The organism is Candidatus Andeanibacterium sp., assembly GCF_057143545.1.
Window position 1 is genome coordinate 1 of the sequence record NZ_DBNHSF010000114.1, and the last position, 18,190, is coordinate 18,190.

An 18,190-nucleotide genomic window follows, 5' to 3' on the forward strand; every position below is an offset into this window, starting at 1 on the left:
AGCGGTTCGAGATCCCGGTCTTCGCCTACCAGGTGAGCGGCGAATACGCGATGATCGAAGCGGCCGCGGCGGCCGGCGCGGGCGATCGCGATGCGCTGGTGATCGAGACCTTGACCGCCTTCAAGCGCGCGGGCTGTGCGGGCGTGCTCACCTATCATGCGCCGCTGGCGGCGCGTTTGTTAGGGAGGTGATCTTGGCTGCGGGGCGGCCAGATACCACAATCCTTGCGTTTCACGGCAAGACACCGCGCATCCATGACAGCGCCTTCATCGCCCCCGGCTGCCGGATCATCGGCGATGTCGAGATCGGCCCCGACGCCAGCATCTGGTACAATTGCACGATCCGCGCCGATGTGAACCGGATCGTGATCGGCGCGCGGACCAATGTCCAGGATCACAGCGTGATCCATTGCGAAAGCCCGACCCCGGGCAATCCCGAGGGCTATCCGACGCTGATCGGCGAAGATGTGCTGATCGGCCATCTCGCCATGGTCCACGGATGCATCCTCGAAGATCGCGCCTTTGTCGGGCTCGGGGCGATCGTGATGGACGGCTGCCGGATCGGCTCCGACGCTATGCTGGGGGCAGGGGCCATGCTCACCAGCGGGAAAGTGATGGAGCCGCGCCAGCTGTGGACCGGGCGCCCGGCGACATATCTCCGCGACCTGCCCGACAAGGCGATCGGCGCGATGCGCATGGGTGTCGCCCATTATGTCGAAAACGCAAGGCATCACGCCCGGGCGCTCAAGGATGGCGAAGCCGAAAGCTGATCTCCCGCCAGCCGCCGCGATCCGTGCGCTGGCCGATGCCGAGGGTCGGCTCGCTCTGCGGGTGACGCCGGGCGCACGCAGCGAGGCGCTCGAGATCGCAGGCGGCAGGCTCGTCGCCAAGGTCCGCGCCAAGCCGAAGGACGGCGAAGCCAATGCGGCCGTTCTCCGGCTGATAGCTGCTGCGCTTGGCGTCTCGCCGTCGCGCGTGACCTTGCTGCGCGGCGCAAGCTCGCGCGAAAAGCTGGTGCAGCTGTTGCCGGACTAGCGGTCCGACACCCCGAGCCTATTCTTCCGACTTGTCGCCCTTTGCGCCTTCGCCGGCCTTGGCGGCGGGCTTCTTCGCCGGTGCCTTCCTGGCGGAGGGCTTGCGCTTCTTCACCTCCTTGGGCGGCGCCGGGGTCAGTTCGAAAGCGAGCTTGTCGTCCTTGACACTGACATGGACCTCGCCGCCGTTCGAGAGCTTGCCGAACAGCAGTTCCTCGGCGAGTGGCTGTTTGACCTTGTCCTGCAGCAGCCGCGCCATCGGCCGCGCGCCATAGAGCTTGTCATAGCCGCGCTTGCCGAGCCATTGGCGGGCATCGCTGTCGAACTGGATGTGGACGTTCTGCTCCGCCAGCTGGAGTTCGAGCTGGAGGATGAACTTGTCGACCACCCGGCTGACCGTTTCCTTCCCGAGATAGGCGAAGGGCACGATCGCATCGAGGCGGTTGCGGAATTCGGGCGAAAACATTTTCTTGACCGCTTCCTCGCCCGCATCCTCCTTGGAAACATCGCCGAAGCCGATACCCTGGCTCGCCATGTCCTGCGCGCCGGCATTGGTCGTCATGATCAGCACGACATTGCGGAAATCGACCGTCTTGCCGTGGTGATCGGTCAAGCGGCCATTATCCATCACCTGCAACAGGATATTGAACAGGTCGGGATGGGCCTTCTCGATTTCGTCGAGCAGGAGCACGCAATGCGGCTGCTGGTCGACCGCATCGGTCAACAGCCCGCCCTGGTCGTAGCCGACATAGCCCGGAGGCGCACCGATCAGCCGTGAAACGCTGTGCCGCTCCATATATTCCGACATGTCGAAACGCTGCAGCTCGATCCCCAGGATGCTGGCCAGCTGGCGCGCGACTTCGGTCTTGCCGACGCCGGTGGGCCCGCTGAACAGGAACGAGCCGATCGGCTTGTCCGGTTCGCGCAGGCCCGCGCGAGAAAGTTTCATCGCGGTCGCGAGCACTTCGATCGCCTTGTCCTGCCCGAACACGACTCGCTTCAGGTCCTTCTCGAGGTCACCCAGCGCCTTCTTGTCGTCCTTGCTGACCGATTTCGGCGGTATCCGCGCCATCGTCGCGATCACCGCCTCGATTTCCCTGGCGGTGATCTTCTTCTTGCGGCGGCTTGGAGGGACCAGCATCTGCATCGCGCCGACTTCGTCGATCACGTCGATCGCCTTGTCGGGCAGCTTGCGGTCATTGATATAGCGGCTCGACAACTCGACCGCGGTCTTGATTGCATCGGGCGTGTATTTGACCTTGTGGTGCTCCTCGAACGCGGATCGCAGGCCCCTGAGGATCTTGATCGTATCCTCGACCGTCGGTTCGTTGACGTCGATCTTCTGGAACCGGCGCAAGAGCGCGCGATCCTTCTCGAAATGGTTGCGGAATTCCTTGTAGGTGGTCGAACCGATGCAGCGGATCGCCCCGTTGGAGAGCGCCGGCTTCAACAAGTTGGAGGCGTCCATCGCTCCGCCCGAGGTCGCGCCCGCGCCGATTACCGTATGGATCTCGTCGATGAACAGGATCGCGTGCGGCATCTTCTCGAGTTCCGAGACGACCTGCTTCAAGCGTTCCTCGAAATCGCCGCGATAGCGCGTGCCGGCCAGCAGGCTGCCCATGTCGAGCGAATAGATCACCGCTTGGTTGAGCACTTCGGGGACATCGCCTTCGACGATCTTGCGCGCGAGGCCTTCGGCGATCGCGGTTTTCCCGACGCCGGGATCGCCGACATAGAGCGGGTTGTTCTTCGAACGGCGGCAGAGAATCTGGATCGTCCGGTCGACTTCGGGGCCGCGCCCGATCAGCGGGTCGATCCGCCCGTCGAGCGCCTTCTGGTTGAGGTTGACGGTGAACTGGTCGAGCGCCGAATCCTTCTTGCCCTTGTCGGCCTTGTCCTCGGCGATCTGGGCAGGCTCTTCCGCGCCTTGGGGGGCGCGGCTTTCGAGCTGTTTGCCGCCCTTGCCGATTCCGTGGCTGATGAAGCTCACCGCATCGAGCCGGCTCATATCCTGCTGCTGGAGGAAATAGACCGCATAGCTGTCGCGTTCGGAAAACAGCGCCACCAGCACATTCGCGCCGGTCACCGTGTCCTTGCCCGACGACTGGACATGCAGGATCGCGCGCTGGATCACCCGCTGGAACCCCGCGGTGGGCTGCGGGTCGCTTTCTTCCTCGGTCTTGAGCGACTGGTATTCCTGGTCGAGATACTGCCGGACAACCTCGGCGAGCTCGCCCAGTTCGACTCCGCAAGCCGTCATCACTTCGGCGGCGTCGGGGTCTTCGATCAGGGCCAGCAGGAGATGCTCGAGCGTCGCATATTCATGCGCCCGGTCGCTCGCATTCTGGAGCGCATTGTGCAGCGTCTTTTCAAGGCTCTGGGCGAAACTCGGCATCTAACTATCTTTCGCTGAAGGAAACGACTCCCTGCTGAACAGGGAGCATGAACTTGTATGGTTAATGATTTCTGTATCGGGGGCGATCAACCCAATATGGAGGCTGCTTGCCGGAATGCGAGAGGGGCCTCGCATCAACTGTCCGTCCTGGGCTTGAAGAAGGCGTCGGCTGCCATGCGATGCGCGGCCGCCTTGTCGCGATGCGCCCTGACCCGTGCGATCTCGGCTTCGCACAGTGCGATCCGCTCGTCCAATTCGTCATGGGAATAGCTGTCGAGGCTCTCTTTCGAGAGCTGGCCAGCTGCATCTCCGCGCCGTCTGGGGAGACCGTCTTCGTCCATTGCCTCACAGCATCGCAATTGCGCGCGCTTTCTGTCAATGGGATGCATAGTTCGCTTGTGGAGTGTCACCGGCGGGCAACAAGCGAGGGATGCTGCTTGTGGGCGACTTGCCTCAATCGATGACGGCGATAATCTGCGACGGGGCAGGCGGGGCCGACGTGTTGCAGCCAGCGAGACTGCCGGTTCCTGTGCCGGGCCAGGGCCAGGTGCTGATCAAGGTCGCATTTGCCGGGGTAAACCGCCCCGATGTGCTTCAGCGCATGGGATTGTATCCGCCGCCGCCGGGCGCCTCGCCGCTGCTGGGGCTGGAAGTCGCCGGTGAAGTGGTCGCGCTGGGCGAGGACGTGCCGGACGAGCTGCTCGGACAGCAGGTCTGTGCGCTGGCCCCGGGCGGCGGCTATGCCGAATACTGCCTGACCCGGTGGGACCATTGCCTGCCGGTCCCCGAGGGCCTGCCGCTGGAACAGGCAGCGGCGATGCCGGAAACGCTGTTCACCGTGTGGCACAATGTGTTCGAGCGCGGCTATGCGCGCGATGGCGAGACCCTGCTGGTCCATGGCGGCACGAGCGGTATCGGGACGATGGCGATCATGCTCGCCAGGCTGTTCGACCTCACGGTGATCGCGACCTGCGGAAGCGACGACAAATGCGAGGCCGCGCGCAGGATCGGCGCGCACCATGCGATCAACTACCGGACTCACGATTTCGTCGAGGAAGTTGCGCGGATCACCGGGGGCAAGGGAGTGAACGTCGTGCTCGACATGGTTGCGGGTAGCTACACGCAGCGCAATCTCAAATGCCTGGCGGAAGACGGCCGGCTGGTGGTCATCGCCACGCTCGGTGGGGTCCAGTCGGAGATCAACATGGTCCAGCTGATGATCAGGCGGCAAACGATCACCGGTTCGACGCTGCGCCCGCGCAGCGATGTCTTCAAGGCGCTATTGGCGCAGGAAATCGCGCAGAATGCCTGGCCGCTGGTGGCAGAAGGCAAGCTCCGCCCGGTGATGGATAAATGCTATCCTCTGGTGGATGCGGCCGAGGCCCATCGCCGGATGGAAGCGGGCGAGCATATCGGCAAGATCGTGCTCGAAGTGGGAGATGATGATTGATGAAGGAGCAGTTCGATCGCCAACAGCTCTATGCGCTGGCCGAGGCCTATCTCGAGGCGCTGGTCGCGAAAGACCCCGGTCGTCTCGACTGGGCGGAGGGCGCGGTGTTTACCGAGAACAATGTCCGCCTCGCCATCGGCGACGGGTTGTGGAACACGATCGGCGCGCGGCGCGACAGCTACGACCTCAAGGCAGCCGACATTTCGGCCGGCCAGGCCTCCTGGTTCGGGATCGTCGAGGAATCGGGCCATCCCGCGATCATGGCGCTGCGCCTGGCAGTGACGCCGGATGGGAAGATCTCCGAAGCCGAGACGATCGTCTGCCGCGCGTTCGAGTTCGGCCCCTTCCCGCAGATCGAAGGCTATGGCCCTCCGCGCGCGCTGATGCTGGCCGATGTCCCGCCCGGCGAGCGCTCCTCGCGCGAAGACATGATCCGCATCGCCAATGGCTATTTCGACACGATCGAGAGGAACGACGGAACGCTGTTTGCGGAGTTCACCGAGGATTGCGACCGGATCGAAAACGGCCTGCAGACCACCAACACCGAGATCGAAAATTATCCGATCGCGCGGATGGGCACGGCCGACCAGTTCCGCCTCGGCCAGTACATCTATGACGACCGCTTGCGTGACCGGCGTTTCCCGCTGGTCGACGAACAAAAGGGGCTGGTGCTGGCGGCGGGCTTCATCGACCATTCGGGCCGGGTAATCGATGTCACCTGGACCGATGGCAGCCGGCACAAATCGATCTTCCATTTTCCGCACAGCTTCGTGCTATTGGAATATTTCAAGATCGTCGGCGGCAAGATAGCAGGGGTGGAGGCGGTGTTCGTCACCGTGCCTTACAATATGGTGTCGCCCTGGATTGGCGGGCAGCCCTATGTGGTGAGCGAAGATGGGCAGTAACGAATACGACCGGCTTGTCCTGCACGAGGATCCTCGCAGCGGCAATTGCTACAAGATCAGGCTGGCCGCCGCGCTGCTCGGGCTCACGCTAGAGCGCAAGCAATACGACATCCTCAAGGGCGAGACTCGTACCCCCGACTTTCTCGCCAAGGTCAATTCGAACGGTCGGATTCCGGTACTCCAGGCGGGCGACCGCTTCCTGCCCGAAAGCAATGCGGCATGTTTCTATCTCGGCGAGGGGACGCGGCTGGTACCCGAAGACAGGTTCGATCGGGCGGACATGCTGCGCTGGATGTTCTTCGAGCAATACAACCACGAACCCAACATCGCGACCTTGCGCTTCTGGCTGTTCTACATCGGCGAGGCCAATCTCTCCTTAGAGCAGCGCGGGCTGGTGCAGTCGAAACGGATCGCCGGCATTGCGGCGCTCGAATTGATGGACCGGCATCTGGCAGACCGCGAATGGTTCGTCGGCAAGGGTATCTCGCTCGCCGATATCTGCCTGTTTGCCTATACCCATGTGGCGGAAGCGGGCGGCTTCAGCCTCGCCGAATATGCCCATGTCTGCGACTGGCTCGATCGGGTTGAGCACCAGCCAGGTTTCGTCCCGATGGGCTGACCCGGAACCGTCACACAGTCGCCGAACTGTCCCCAAACTGTGGATCGTCTGTAACAATCGGTATTCATAGGCACAAACCCAAGCGGTCCTTGATTTGGGCGCCATTTGGGAATTTCCGATGTTCGGTGATCAGGGCCTGGCGGCCGTACTGGATCTTGGCCACGCTGCCGATTTCCAGCATTTCGACAGGATCAGTCCCGGGATTCCCGAGCCGCCGCAATCGGGCAGGACGAAATACCGCACAATCTGGATTTCCGACGTTCATCTTGGAACCAAGGGCTGCAACGCGGAGCTGCTGATCGATTTCCTCGACAGCGTCGATTCCGAAACCATGTACCTCGTCGGCGATATCATCGACGGCTGGCGGCTGAAAAAGAAGTTCTACTGGCCCGCTTCGCACAACGATATCGTCTGGCGCATCCTCAAGCGTGCCAAACGCGGCACGCGGATCGTCTACATCCCCGGCAATCACGACGAGATGTTCCGCCAGTTTACCGGCCTGAATTTCGGCGGCGTGGAAATCCGCCGCGCCGCGTTCCACGACACCGCCGACGGCCGTCGGCTGATGATCCTGCATGGCGACGAATTCGACGCGATCATGCTGGCCCATCGCTGGCTCGCCTTCGCGGGGGACGCTGCCTATACCAGCCTGATGGCGCTCAACCAGTGGGTCAACGCGGTCCGGCAGCGCCTCGGCCTCCCCTATTGGTCGCTCTCGAAAATGGCCAAGCACAAGGTCAAGAACGCGGTCGAGTTCATTTCGCGCTTCGAGGAAATCGTCGCCCGCGCGGCCGCACGGCGTGGGGTCGACGGGGTGGTTTGCGGCCATATCCATACCGCCGAATTCCGGCTGTTCGACGGCATCGAATATTGGAACGATGGCGATTGGGTGGAAGGGTGCAACGCGCTGGTCGAACACCAGGACGGGCGGATGGAAATCCTGCACTGGCCCGAAGTAATGGCGCGGCGCCTGCGGCTTGAACAGGAAGCTTCCAGCGACGAATCCTTCGAGCGATCTGCCCGGGTGGCGGAAGCGGCCTGAGCCGGATTGTCATGCGAATAGCCCTGGTCACCGATGCCTGGACGCCGCAAATGAACGGCGTGGTCCGCACCCTGCAGGCGACTACTTCGCTGTTGGCGCGCTGGGGCCATGACGTCCTTGTGATCTCGCCCGACCAGTATCGCTCGCTGCCCTGCCCGTCCTATCCGGAGATCAGGCTGGCGCTGGCGGGAGGCAGCTCGGTTGGCAGGAAGATCGAAAATTTTGCCCCCGACGCGGTTCATATCGCGACCGAAGGCCCGCTGGGCCTGGCCGCGCGCCGCCATTGCGTCGCGCGCAAACGGCCTTTCACGACCGCCTATCACACGCAATTCCCGGAATATGTCGCGCGCCGGACCCATCTCCCGGCGTCGCTGTTCTGGTCCTACATAAGATGGTTTCACGGACCTTCGGCGGGAATCATGGTCGCGACCGAAAGCGTGCGACGGGAGCTGCGCAAGCACGGCCTGTGCCGGCTGAGGGAATGGAGCAGGGGGGTCGACCTGGCCGATTTCGGGCCCGGGATCGAACCACCTGATATCTATTGGAGGCTGCCGCGCCCGATCCAGCTCTATGTCGGCCGGGTTTCGGTCGAGAAGAATATCGCCGCGTTCCTGCGCTCGAACCATCCCGGGGCGAAAGTGGTGGTGGGTGATGGCCCGGCGCTCGGCCGGCTGAAAAACGAGTTTCCCGAGGCGCATTTCCTTGGCCGCCAGTCCGGTCCGGAGCTTGCCGCCTGCTACGCCGGAGCCGATGTCTTCGTGTTTCCGAGCAGGACGGACACGTTCGGGCTGGTCATGATCGAAGCCCTGGCCTGCGGCACGCCAGTGGCGGCCTACCCGGTTGCCGGCCCGGTCGATATCCTCACCGAAGCCAGCGGCGCAATGGACGAGGACCTCGACCTCGCGATCGCCGGGGCGCTGCGCCTCGATCGTGCGGATTGCATCACCCACGGCAGCCGCTTCACCTGGGAAGCGAGCGCGAGGCAATTCCTCGACGCACTGGCTTGCCCGGACGAGTCCCTGGCCGGGGTCCTTCCCGCAGCGGCCTGAGCTCCAGGGGCACCGGTTTCGCCCTGGGCGCTTGCCCAAATCGCGGCAATCGCCTACATAGCAGGGGCACACGGCCGCTCCGAAAGGGGCGGCCCTTCTATTTTGGACCCGGAAACGGGCGGAGAGAACAATGTCCGACACCAAACCGCTGATGCCGCATGCGACCGCTTCCTGGCTGGTCGACAACACCTCGCTCGGCTTCGACCAGATCGCCGAATTCTGCGGCCTGCACATCCTCGAAGTCCAGGCGATGGCCGACGATCTGGCGAGCAGCAAATACACCGGGCGTGACCCGATTCATTCGGGCGAACTGACCCATGCGGAGATCGAGCGCGGCCAGGCGGACCCATCCTATTCGCTGCAGATGCAGAAGGCGCCGGTCCAGGTCAGCCGCACCAAGGGCCCGCGCTATACGCCGGTTTCGAAGCGCCAGGACAAGCCCGACGGGATTGCCTGGCTGCTGCGCAACCATCCGGAAATATCCGATGCGCAGATTTCCCGCCTGATCGGCACGACCCGCAACACGATCACCGCCATTCGCGACCGCACGCACTGGAACATCCAGAATATCCAGGCGAAGGACCCGGTGACGCTGGGCCTGTGCTCGCAACGCGAACTCGACGCGGTGGTCGCCAAGGCCGCCAAGAAGGCAGGCCTCGCAGCGGCAGCGCCAAGCGGATTGGGGTCGAGCGATGACCGGGAGGCGCTGATCGAGGAACTGCGCGCCGAGCGCGAGTCGGCGGCCAAGGCCGCGGCCGAAGCGGCGCAGGAGGCCGAGGCGGAAGCCTGGCTCGAAGCGAAGCGTGCCGAAGAGGCCAGCGAAAAGCAGTAATTGGCCGCTCGTGGGCCAACCCGTTCATGTTCGCGCTTGCCTTGCACCGGACCATCGGGCAAACTTGCTTACATGGATGTCAGTAAGCGCGATACCCCGGTGGCGCGGCCTCCCCGGCCCGACCACCCGGCCCCGGAGGATTACAATCACCCCTGCAGCTGGGAGCTCGATCTCCCGCCACTGAGCATGCCCGAAATGTTCGCCCGCAGCGTCGCGCAATTCCCCGACGCGCCGCTGGTCGAGTTCATGGGCCGCTATTTCTCCTATCGCGAGATCGACGAAGAGGCGTGCGCCTTCGCCGCCGGATTGCAGGAGCTCGGTGTAAGGAAGGGCGATCGCGTCGGGCTGTTCCTGCCCAATGTGCCGATCTACGTCTCAGCCTATTACGGCGCGATGATCGCGGGAGCGCTGGTGGTCAATTTCTCGCCGCTCTATTCGGCCGAGGAATTGAAGCACCAGGTCGAGGATTCGGGTGCCCGGATCCTTATCACGCTCGACGTCCCGGCGCTGCTGCCGACCGCCTGCACGGTGCTCGACGATTCCCCGATCGATACGCTGGTGGTCGGCCGGCTTTCCGAAATGCTGCCATGGGGCAAGTCTCTCGCCTTGCGGATTTTCGGCCGGAGCCAGCTCGCACGCCTGCCGCGGCGGAGCGACGTCCTGCCCTGGCGCAGCGTACTCGCCGACACCCTGCCCGCGCCGGTCGAGCTCGATCCCGAGCGCGACCTCGCCCTGCTGCAATATACCGGCGGGACCACCGGCACTCCCAAGGGCGCGATGCTCAGTCACCAGAACCTCACCGCCAATGCCCGCCAGGTCGACGCGGTCGATCCGTTTCGCGAAGGACAGGACATGATCATGGCGGTACTCCCGCTGTTTCACGTCTTCGCCAATACCTGCACCCTCAATCGCACGGTGGTGAAGGGCGGCTGCCTCGCCATGCTGCCGCGCTTCGATGCGAAACAGGCCCTGGCCACGCTCGAGCGGGTGAAGGCGACCGCCTTTCCCGGCGTGCCGACGATGTACCAGGCGCTGCTCGACGAGCCGCGGATTGCTGAGACGGATTTTTCATCGCTCGAAGTCTGCATTACCGGCGGGGCGCCGATGCCTTCAGTAACGCAGGAAAGGTTCGAGGCCGTAAGCCAGTCGCGCATTTGCGAAGGCTACGGCCTGACCGAGACTTCGGGTGTGGTTTCCACCAATCCCTACATTGGCGAAAACCGCCACGGCACGATCGGCCAGCCGCTGCCCGAGACACGGGTGCGCCTGCTCGACAAGGAAGACCCGGAGAAGGATGCGCCTCCGGGCGAACCGGGCGAACTGGCGATCAACGGGCCGCAGATCATGCAGGGATACTGGAACCGGCCGGATTCGGCGGCCAACGCCTTCGCCGTCCGCGAAGGTGAACGCTGGCTGCGGACCGGCGATGTCGCCACGCTCGATGCCGAAGGCTACATACGGATCGTCGACCGCATCAAGGACATGATAAATGTCGGCGGGTTCAAGGTCTTCCCCAGTCAGGTCGAGGAAGTCCTGCGGCAGCATCCCTCGGTCAAGGACGTACTGGTGATTGCTATGCCCGACGATTACCTGGGTGAGCGGCCTGCCGCCTTCGTCACGCTTGAGGAAGGCGAGGCCAGGGCATCCGGCGAGCAATTGAGCCAATGGGCCGAAGCCCACCTCGGCAAGCACGAACGGCTCGCTTCCGTGACCATTCGCGACAGCCTGCCCAAGACGATGATCGGCAAGCTCGACCGCAAGGCGCTGCGCAGGGAAGTGCTGGGCGAAGAGTAACGCCCGGAAATCTCGGTTAGAGCTAAAGCTTGCGTCAGCCTGCGAGAGTCAACCGAGGCTCGCCATCGTCATCATCGGCCGATGGCGCCTGCTTGATCTGCGGAGCAGTGGGCGCTGCAGTTGCTGGCGCAGCCGCCTTCTTGGCCGGGATATGGTGCGAGAAACGCCCTTCGACTTCCGCGCCCTGCTCGATCGTCAGCGCGTCATAATGGACATCGCCCTCGACCCGCGCGGATTTGAGCACGATCAGTTCGCGGGCATGGATCGATCCGACGACCTTGCCCGCCAGCCGGGCGCTTTCGGCCTCGATCTGGCCATGGACCTCGCTGCCTTCGCCCTGGACCAGGCTGGCGCAGGAGATGTCGCCTTCGACCCGGCCATCGACATGGAGATCCGCGGTGGCGGAAACGTCGCCCTTGATCGTGACATCGGCACCGATCACCGAAAAGGTCGAATTGCTGGCCATATTGGTTGGTGTCCTAGCGGCTGTTGGCCGCGGTGCTTCCACGGGCTTTTTCGAGAACATGGGGGGCTTTCTCCAGGAACGGGCGCGGGTTCAACGCGCGGTCATTGACTCGCACCTCGAAATGAAGGTGCGGACCGGTCGAACGACCAGTGCTTCCGATCGCGCCAATGATGTCGCCGGCGGCGACCTCTTGCCCCACTTTGGCGCGGAAGGCGGACATGTGGCCGTAGCGCGTCATCAACCCGTTGCCGTGGCTGATTTCGACGACCTTGCCATAACCGGCCTTGCGACCGACAAAACTGACCGTGCCTTTGGCGGCGGCATAAATCGGCGCGCCGTAGCCGGCCTTGAAATCGAGGCCCGAATGCATCGCCGCACGCCCGGTGAACGGATCGCGGCGATAGCCGAAGCCGGACGAAATCGACCAGCGCGCGGCGGGCAGGAATTGCGGGATGCCCTCAAGGCTCTCTTCGAGCGCATCCATCCGCGCCAGGCTCAAGGCGAGACGTTCGAAGCGCGGGTCGAGCGATCCGTCGCGATTGGTCGAGAGCACTTCGAGCGGACCGCCCATCGCCATGCGCGAACCGCGCAGCATCTGGTCGGGATTGAGGCCAAGCTGGCGGATCGCCGAGGCGGCCCGCGCGGCGCGCACATCGGCGTAACGGGTCAGGCTTTCGACATAGGCCAGCTGGCGCGCTTCGATCTCGGCCAGTCCCCGGGCCTCGGGAAACGCCGCGCCGACCTTGGCCACGGTCTCTGCGGCCTCGCCAGAGGAATCCGAGACCGTGTCGGACGCGGACTTGCCGGCGGGCAAGTCGAGCGTTTCGGTCACACCTTCGATGAAATCCATCCGGCTGTCGATTTCCTCGACCGTGCCGTCAAGATCGTCGCGATAGCGGTTGAGGCGGCTTTCGGAGGAGGCAACCATGGCTTCGCGTTCGAGCAGCGCCAACCGGTCGCGCTCGGAAGTATACTGGCTGATCGCCATTACGCCCATGCTAACCGCATAAAACAGCAGCACGCCAACGGCCGCGGTTGCGCTGGCGATCTGTACGCGCGAAGAAACCTTTATGAAGCGGACCTGGCCCTGCGAGCGCATGAAAAACTCGCGATCGGGAAACCAGCCCTTCAGCCTGTCTCGGAATCCGGCGACACCCGTTTTCTGCAATTCTTTGACCCCACGAACCCTTATGTGCTCCCTAGCGTCCTGCTTACAGGGGAGGCACCCAAGGTCCATTGAGCCCGACTCACGAAGGAGGCGAACCGTTAGAGTCACGGGATGAACCGTTGAAACCGCCGGAATTGATCGCGATTCAATCGGAAAGCCACTGTTAACCATAGCAAAGTCGCCCTCGATCCGGACGGGGTCGAATCGATTCGATGACAACCGCGATCACCGGTGATAGGGCGCGCGCGATGGCAACGATGGTCGAACAGCATAGCGATTGCGCGGAACTTGTCGCCCGGCTGGCAATGGCCGGTCGCGCGGCACAGCGCGTGCTTGCGCGCAAGACCGACGCCGAGAAGGCTGCCGCACTCAGGCTGGCCGCCAGGAGCCTGCGCGAGGCCGAACAGCAAATCCTTTCCGCCAATGCGCGGGATGTCGCGGCGGGCGAAGCGCGCGGCTTGAGCGGGGCCATGCTCGATCGCCTGCGGCTCGATCATGGGCGGCTGGAAGGAATCGCCCAGGCAATTGAAAATGTTGCCACACTTCCCGACCCCGTCGGTGAAGTCATCGACACCAGGACGCCGGCCAACGGGATCGAACTTTCGCGTGTCCGCATCCCGATCGGCTTGATCGGCATCGTCTATGAAAGCCGCCCCAATGTCACCGCCGATGCCGCGGTCCTGTGCGTCAGGGCGGGCAACGCCGTGCTGCTGCGTGGCGGGAGCGAGGCGGTCAATTCGAACCGCGCGATCCATGCGGCGCTGGTGGAAGGCCTCGAGGCGGGAGGCATCCCCCGCGAGGCCGTGCAACTGATGCCGACCCAGGACCGTGCAGCGGTCGGCGCGATGCTGCGCGCAGCCGGCCTGATCGACATGATCATCCCGCGCGGCGGCAAAGGCCTCGTCGAACGCGTCCAGAACGAAGCGCGCGTGCCCGTGCTCGCGCATCTCGACGGCATTTGCCACACTTACATCCACTCCTCCGCCGATCCCGGGATGGCGCGCGAGATTGCGCTCAACGCGAAGATGCGGCGCACCGGCATTTGCGGCGCGATGGAGACGCTGCTGATCGATTCCGACTTTGTCGACGCACCTTCGGTTGTCGGCGCACTGCTCGATGCCGGGTGCGAATTGCGCGGCGACGCAGCGGCGCAGGCGCTCGATTCGCGGATCGTCCCGGCCAGTGCCAACGATTGGGACACCGAATATCTCGACACCATCCTTTCGGTTGCGGTGGTCGACGGGCTGGATGCCGCGATCGACCATATCGAGCGCCATTCGTCGCATCACACCGACGCCATCGTGGCCGCGGACGAAGCGGCGGCAGAGCGTTTCCTCGACGAGGTCGACAGCGCGATCGTGATGGTCAATGCCTCGACCCAGTTCGCCGATGGCGGCGAATTCGGGCTGGGGGCGGAGATCGGGATCGCCACCGGGAGGCTCCACGCGCGCGGCCCGGTAGCGCTCGAGGGGTTGACGACCTACAAATGGAAGGCGCGCGGAACCGGGCAGGTTCGCCCTTGATCCGCGGCCGGGGGAGCTTCGGCCATGCGCTATAACCGGCTGGGTAATTCGGGCCTCGTCGTGTCGGAGCTGTGCCTCGGCGCGATGACTTTCGGCAACCGGCCGAGCGCCTTCTTCCAGCACGAACTCGACCAGGATGGTTCCACCGCATTGGTCAAACAGGCGCTCGAAGCGGGGGTCAATTTCATCGACACGGCCAATGTCTACAGCTCGGGCCAGAGTGAGGAATTCCTCGGTGCCGCGCTGAAATCGCTCGGCACCCCGCGCGACCAGGTGGTGATCGCGACCAAGGGCATGGGGCCGATGGGCGACAGGCCCAACGATGCCGGATCGGGCCGCTACCACCTGCTGGCCCAGATCGACGCGAGCCTGGCGCGGCTCGGGCTCGACCATGTCGATCTCTACCAGCTCCATGGCTGGGACCATCTTGCCCCGATCGAGGAAGCGCTCAGGGCAATGGAGGATATCGTTCGTTCGGGCCGCGCGCGCTATATCGGCGTGTCCAACTGGGCGGCATGGCAGATCGCCAAGGCGCTCGGGATTGCCGAGCGGCGCGGGTGGGACAAATTCGTCTCGCTGCAGGCCTATTACACCGTCGCCTCGCGCGATCTCGAGCGCGAGCTCGTGCCGATGCTGATGAACGAGGGCCTCGGCCTGATGGTGTGGAGCCCGCTTGCCGGCGGATTGCTGTCGGGCAAATACACCAGGGACAAGGACGGCAAGACCGCAGGAGAAGGCCGCCGTGCAAAACTCGACTTCCCCAAGGTCGACAAGGACAAGGCGTTCGCCCTGGTCGAAGCAATGCAGCCGATGGCGAATGCCCATGGCTGTTCGGTCGCGTGCATCGCGCTCGCCTGGCTGCTCCACCAGGAGGTCGTGTCGAGCGTGATCATAGGCGCCAAGCGGAGCGACCAACTGGCCGAAAATATTGCCGCGAGCGACGTCGAACTGACCGCGCAGGAATTGATCCAGCTCGACGAGCTGAGCGCGCTCGACCCCGAATATCCGGCCTGGGCGATCGCATCGCAGCTTCCGCGGCACGGATTCAGGGTCAGCCCGCGCCGAACAGCGAAGTGACGTCGCGAACCCGCGCGGTCGGCCTGCTGGGAGGCAGTTTCAACCCGGCGCATGGCGCGCACCGGCGAATATCGCTGTCCGCCCGCAAGGCCCTGGGGCTCGACGAGGTCTGGTGGCTGGTTTCTCCCGGCAATCCGCTCAAGCCGGATAAGGGCATGGCCCCGCTTACCGCCAGGGTTCGTTCGGCTCAGGCAATGGCGCGCAATGCCCCGATCCAGGTCAGCGCGATCGAGCAGCAATTGGGAACGCGCTTCACAATCGACACGCTGAAGGCGCTGAAGCGCCGTTTCCCCCGCACAAGGTTTGTCTGGCTGATGGGAACCGACAATCTCGCCCAGTTCCACCGCTGGAAGGACTGGCGGGCGATTTGCCGGCAAATGCCGATTGCGGTGATGAATCGACCCGGTTATGATGACCGCGCCTTCGCGAGCCCCGCGGGGGCCTGGCTCAGGCGCTTCCGGGTTCCTGCTGCCGGATTTCGAAACCGGGGTGAATGGAGCGCACCGGCGCTGATTGAATTGCGTTTCGATCCTGATCCGCGCTCGGCGACCGAGATACGCCGCGCAGATCCGCACTGGGCTCGCCGCTACTCAGGCGACACGCCGCGGGACCAGGTGACGCATCGTCTCATTCATGACCGAAGCGAAGGGGAGCGCGCGTGAGGCGCGGGCCTCTTCCGCATTCCTTTCCCCCAAATTGGAGTTGTCCGCGCTGTCATGAACCAGCCGCATATTTTGCCCGCGCCCACCAAGTTCCCGAAGGGTCATGCCTTGCCTGAATCGGTTGCCGGAAAGGATGCCGAAGAGCTGCATGCGCTTGTCCTCCAGTCGCTCGACGACGACCAGGCGCAGGAAGTGGTCTCGATCCCGCTGGCGGGAAAATCCTCGGTTGCCGATCACATGGTGATCGCTTCGGGCCGCTCGACGCGGCAGGTGGCGGCGATTGCCCAGAAACTGGCCGAACGGATCAAGCATGCCGGGTTCGAATCCCCGCGCATCGAAGGCCTGCCCGCGGCAGACTGGGTGTTGATCGATGCCGGCGACGTGGTGGTCCACCTGTTCCGTCCTGAAGTGCGCAGCTTCTACAATCTCGAACGGATGTGGGCGTTCGGCGAGGCTCCGGTTGCCGCCGGAACCGCCTAACCCTTAAGGGCGGGCGCAGGAGAACCGGATGCGCCTGCATGTCATTGCCCGCGGAAAGATCGGGCGCTCGCCCGAAGCCGAGCTGGTTGCGCGCTATGCCAAGCGGATCGCCTGGCCGCTGCAGATCGCTGAATTGCCGGAGACCGGCGGCAATATTCCCGATCCTCTGACACCATCTCGCACGGTGCTGCTCGACGAGCGGGGCAAGCAGCTCTCATCGGAAGAGCTGGCCGAATTGCTCGGGCGCTGGCGCGACGACGGCATTCGCGAGACGCGCTTCGCGATCGGCGCGGCCGACGGCCATTCCGAGAGCGAACGGAAGGCGGCCGACCTGCTGCTGGCCTTCGGCGCGTGCACCTGGCCGCACCTCCTGGTGCGGGCGATGCTGATGGAGCAGCTGTTCCGCGCGACTTCGATCCTTGCCGGCCATCCCTATCATCGGGCAGGATAGCGGCGTGAAACGCGCCTTGCTTACGATCGGTATCCTGGCGGCCCTCGGCGGACTGTTCGCGGCCGGTGTTCTCGCCCAGCAGACGCGCCAAGTCCCTGCCGCCGGGCTCACGCGCAGCTCGGTCGAACAGGCGCTGCAAGACCGCGACAATGCGAGAAAGCGCGCCGAGGAGCTGGAGGCAGCGGCGGAACGCGCCAGCGAAGCGGCCGAAAGGACCGCCCGCCAATCGGCGGCCCTGGCGGCGAGGATCCAGCAGTCCGAAGCGGCCATCGCGCTGGCCGAGGCCCGGCTCGCGATCATCGATCGCCAGCAGCGGGCGCTGGCGGCGCGGCTGGCCGTCCGCCAGCAGCCGGTGGTACGCCTCACCGCCGCACTCCAGCGCTTTTCGCGGCGTCCGCTGGCGCTCTCGGTGATGCGCCCGGGTTCGGTCAGGGAAATGGTCTATATGCGCGCGCTGCTCGCTTCGACCCTGCCCGAAGTGCAACAGCGCACCGCCGCCCTGCGCGGCGAACTCAAGCGGGCCGCCGATCTCCAGGGCGCGGCGATCCAGACCGTGGCGGCGCTCCGCGGCAGTGAAAGCGAGCTCGAAAGGCGTCGCACGGAACTCGCCGAGCTCGAAGCGCGCCAGCGGCTTGTTTCGCGAGAGGCGACCGGCGCCGCCAACCAGGAGGCCGAGCGCGCCGTCGCCCTGGCCGAAGAGGCGCGCGATCTCGATGCGCTGCTGGAACGGCTCGACGAAGCAGGTTCGTTGCGGGAGCAGCTGGCGATGCTGCCTGGGCCGATCGTCCGCCCTCCGCGTCCGGCGGCATCGGAGGTCGTCGCCGTGCAGGAGCGGGTGACTTCCGGCGAGGTGCCCGCGCCGCCGGGCTATCAATTGCCGGTTGCGGGACGGACCCTGGCGGGCTTCGGGTCGGCGGGTGAAGCGGGCGTGCCCAGCAAGGGCGTGACGATGGCCCCCAGGAACGGGGCGCAGGTGGTGGCCCCGGGACCGGGCCGGGTGGTGTTTGCAGGCCCCTATCGCGGCTACGGCAGGATTGTCATCATCGAGCATGACGGCGGCTGGACCAGCCTGGTCACGGGCCTGGCGCGGATCGATGTCGCGGTCGGGGCCGAGCTGCTGGGCGGGGCGCCGATCGGGATCGCGCCGCAGCGCAATCCGTCGATCACCTTGGAGCTTCGTCGGAGCGGCGAGGCGGTCAATCCGCTCGATTTTCTCGGCTAGGATTGCCCGTTTGCAACCGCGC

General features: G+C 64.6%; 19 protein-coding genes and 1 pseudogene. 16 read left to right on the forward strand and 4 right to left on the reverse strand.

All coding sequences use genetic code 11. The features are described from left to right. The 3 genes and pseudogenes from AC16XC_RS07165 to AC16XC_RS07175 all read left to right on the forward strand — a co-directional run. Positions 1-191: pseudogene (locus tag AC16XC_RS07165) on the forward strand (porphobilinogen synthase); the annotation flags it as partial. Positions 192-193: 2 nt separating this feature from the next. Next, complete coding sequence (locus AC16XC_RS07170; RefSeq protein WP_484033965.1) at positions 194-769, forward strand: gamma carbonic anhydrase family protein; 576 nt, start codon at positions 194-196, stop codon at positions 767-769. Continuing rightward, positions 750-1,034, forward strand: coding sequence for a DUF167 domain-containing protein (locus tag AC16XC_RS07175; RefSeq protein WP_484033966.1), 285 nt, complete (start codon positions 750-752; stop codon positions 1,032-1,034). Before AC16XC_RS07170 ends, AC16XC_RS07175 begins: the two co-directional genes overlap by 20 nt. 18 nt (positions 1,035-1,052) lie before the next feature. On the opposite strand, the gene clpA is transcribed toward AC16XC_RS07175, so the two are convergent. Both clpA and AC16XC_RS07185 read right to left on the reverse strand, forming a co-directional pair. Further along, entirely contained in the window at positions 1,053-3,428 is a 2,376-nt protein-coding gene (gene clpA / locus AC16XC_RS07180) for an ATP-dependent Clp protease ATP-binding subunit ClpA (protein WP_484033967.1), read from the reverse strand. Between the two features lie 134 nt (positions 3,429-3,562). Further along, a complete protein-coding gene (locus AC16XC_RS07185) occupies positions 3,563-3,769 on the reverse strand; it encodes a DUF1192 family protein (RefSeq protein ID WP_484033968.1) in 207 nt (68 codons plus the stop codon). A 119-nt stretch (positions 3,770-3,888) separates the two neighbouring features. Between AC16XC_RS07185 and AC16XC_RS07190 the strand changes: the two genes are divergently transcribed. From AC16XC_RS07190 to AC16XC_RS07220, 7 genes are all read left to right on the forward strand, one after another. Next, positions 3,889-4,878 (forward strand): NAD(P)H-quinone oxidoreductase, encoded by a 990-nt coding sequence (locus AC16XC_RS07190; RefSeq protein ID WP_484033969.1) that lies wholly within the window; start codon positions 3,889-3,891, stop codon positions 4,876-4,878. Then, the gene (locus AC16XC_RS07195; protein ID WP_484033970.1) at positions 4,878-5,783 is read left to right on the forward strand and encodes a DUF8021 domain-containing protein; all 906 of its coding nucleotides are present in this window, start codon (positions 4,878-4,880) and stop codon (positions 5,781-5,783) included. Before AC16XC_RS07190 ends, AC16XC_RS07195 begins: the two co-directional genes overlap by 1 nt. Then, positions 5,773-6,402, forward strand: coding sequence for a glutathione S-transferase family protein (locus AC16XC_RS07200; RefSeq protein ID WP_484033971.1), 630 nt, complete (start codon positions 5,773-5,775; stop codon positions 6,400-6,402). Before AC16XC_RS07195 ends, AC16XC_RS07200 begins: the two co-directional genes overlap by 11 nt. A gap of 118 nt (positions 6,403-6,520) precedes the next feature. Then, a complete protein-coding gene (locus tag AC16XC_RS07205) occupies positions 6,521-7,444 on the forward strand; it encodes a UDP-2,3-diacylglucosamine diphosphatase (protein WP_484033972.1) in 924 nt (307 codons plus the stop codon). An 11-nt stretch (positions 7,445-7,455) separates the two neighbouring features. Continuing rightward, on the forward strand, positions 7,456-8,493 hold the full coding sequence (locus AC16XC_RS07210) for a glycosyltransferase family 4 protein (protein ID WP_484033973.1): 1,038 nt from the start codon (positions 7,456-7,458) through the stop codon (positions 8,491-8,493). A 130-nt stretch (positions 8,494-8,623) separates the two neighbouring features. Continuing rightward, complete coding sequence (locus AC16XC_RS07215) at positions 8,624-9,325, forward strand: DUF1013 domain-containing protein (protein WP_484033974.1); 702 nt, start codon at positions 8,624-8,626, stop codon at positions 9,323-9,325. Positions 9,326-9,397: 72 nt separating this feature from the next. After that, complete coding sequence (locus AC16XC_RS07220) at positions 9,398-11,119, forward strand: long-chain-fatty-acid--CoA ligase (RefSeq protein WP_484033975.1); 1,722 nt, start codon at positions 9,398-9,400, stop codon at positions 11,117-11,119. Between the two features lie 34 nt (positions 11,120-11,153). On the opposite strand, the gene AC16XC_RS07225 is transcribed toward AC16XC_RS07220, so the two are convergent. Together AC16XC_RS07225 and AC16XC_RS07230 are read right to left on the reverse strand one after the other, a co-directional pair. After that, positions 11,154-11,585 (reverse strand): bactofilin family protein, encoded by a 432-nt coding sequence (locus tag AC16XC_RS07225; protein ID WP_484033976.1) that lies wholly within the window; start codon positions 11,583-11,585, stop codon positions 11,154-11,156. Positions 11,586-11,598: 13 nt separating this feature from the next. Then, positions 11,599-12,753, reverse strand: coding sequence for a M23 family metallopeptidase (locus AC16XC_RS07230; RefSeq protein WP_484033977.1), 1,155 nt, complete (start codon positions 12,751-12,753; stop codon positions 11,599-11,601). Positions 12,754-13,001: 248 nt separating this feature from the next. Between AC16XC_RS07230 and AC16XC_RS07235 the strand changes: the two genes are divergently transcribed. From AC16XC_RS07235 to AC16XC_RS07260, 6 genes are read left to right on the forward strand one after another with little or no spacing between them, the layout of a single operon-like run. Beyond that, positions 13,002-14,276 carry a glutamate-5-semialdehyde dehydrogenase gene (locus AC16XC_RS07235; RefSeq protein ID WP_484033998.1) on the forward strand — a complete coding sequence of 425 codons (1,275 nt, stop codon included), beginning with the start codon at positions 13,002-13,004 and terminating at the stop codon, positions 14,274-14,276. 24 nt (positions 14,277-14,300) lie between these two features. Continuing rightward, complete coding sequence (locus tag AC16XC_RS07240; protein WP_484033978.1) at positions 14,301-15,353, forward strand: aldo/keto reductase; 1,053 nt, start codon at positions 14,301-14,303, stop codon at positions 15,351-15,353. Beyond that, positions 15,350-16,015, forward strand: coding sequence for a nicotinate-nucleotide adenylyltransferase (locus AC16XC_RS07245; protein WP_484033979.1), 666 nt, complete (start codon positions 15,350-15,352; stop codon positions 16,013-16,015). Before AC16XC_RS07240 ends, AC16XC_RS07245 begins: the two co-directional genes overlap by 4 nt. A 54-nt stretch (positions 16,016-16,069) precedes the next feature. Then, positions 16,070-16,495, forward strand: a complete 426-nt coding sequence (gene rsfS / locus AC16XC_RS07250) for a ribosome silencing factor (protein WP_484033980.1) — start codon at positions 16,070-16,072, stop codon at positions 16,493-16,495. A 28-nt stretch (positions 16,496-16,523) separates the two neighbouring features. Then, complete coding sequence (locus AC16XC_RS07255; RefSeq protein WP_484033981.1) at positions 16,524-16,946, forward strand: 23S rRNA (pseudouridine(1915)-N(3))-methyltransferase RlmH; 423 nt, start codon at positions 16,524-16,526, stop codon at positions 16,944-16,946. A gap of 4 nt (positions 16,947-16,950) precedes the next feature. Beyond that, positions 16,951-18,168 (forward strand): murein hydrolase activator EnvC family protein, encoded by a 1,218-nt coding sequence (locus AC16XC_RS07260; protein WP_484033982.1) that lies wholly within the window; start codon positions 16,951-16,953, stop codon positions 18,166-18,168. The last annotated feature ends 22 nt before the right edge of the window (positions 18,169-18,190 follow it).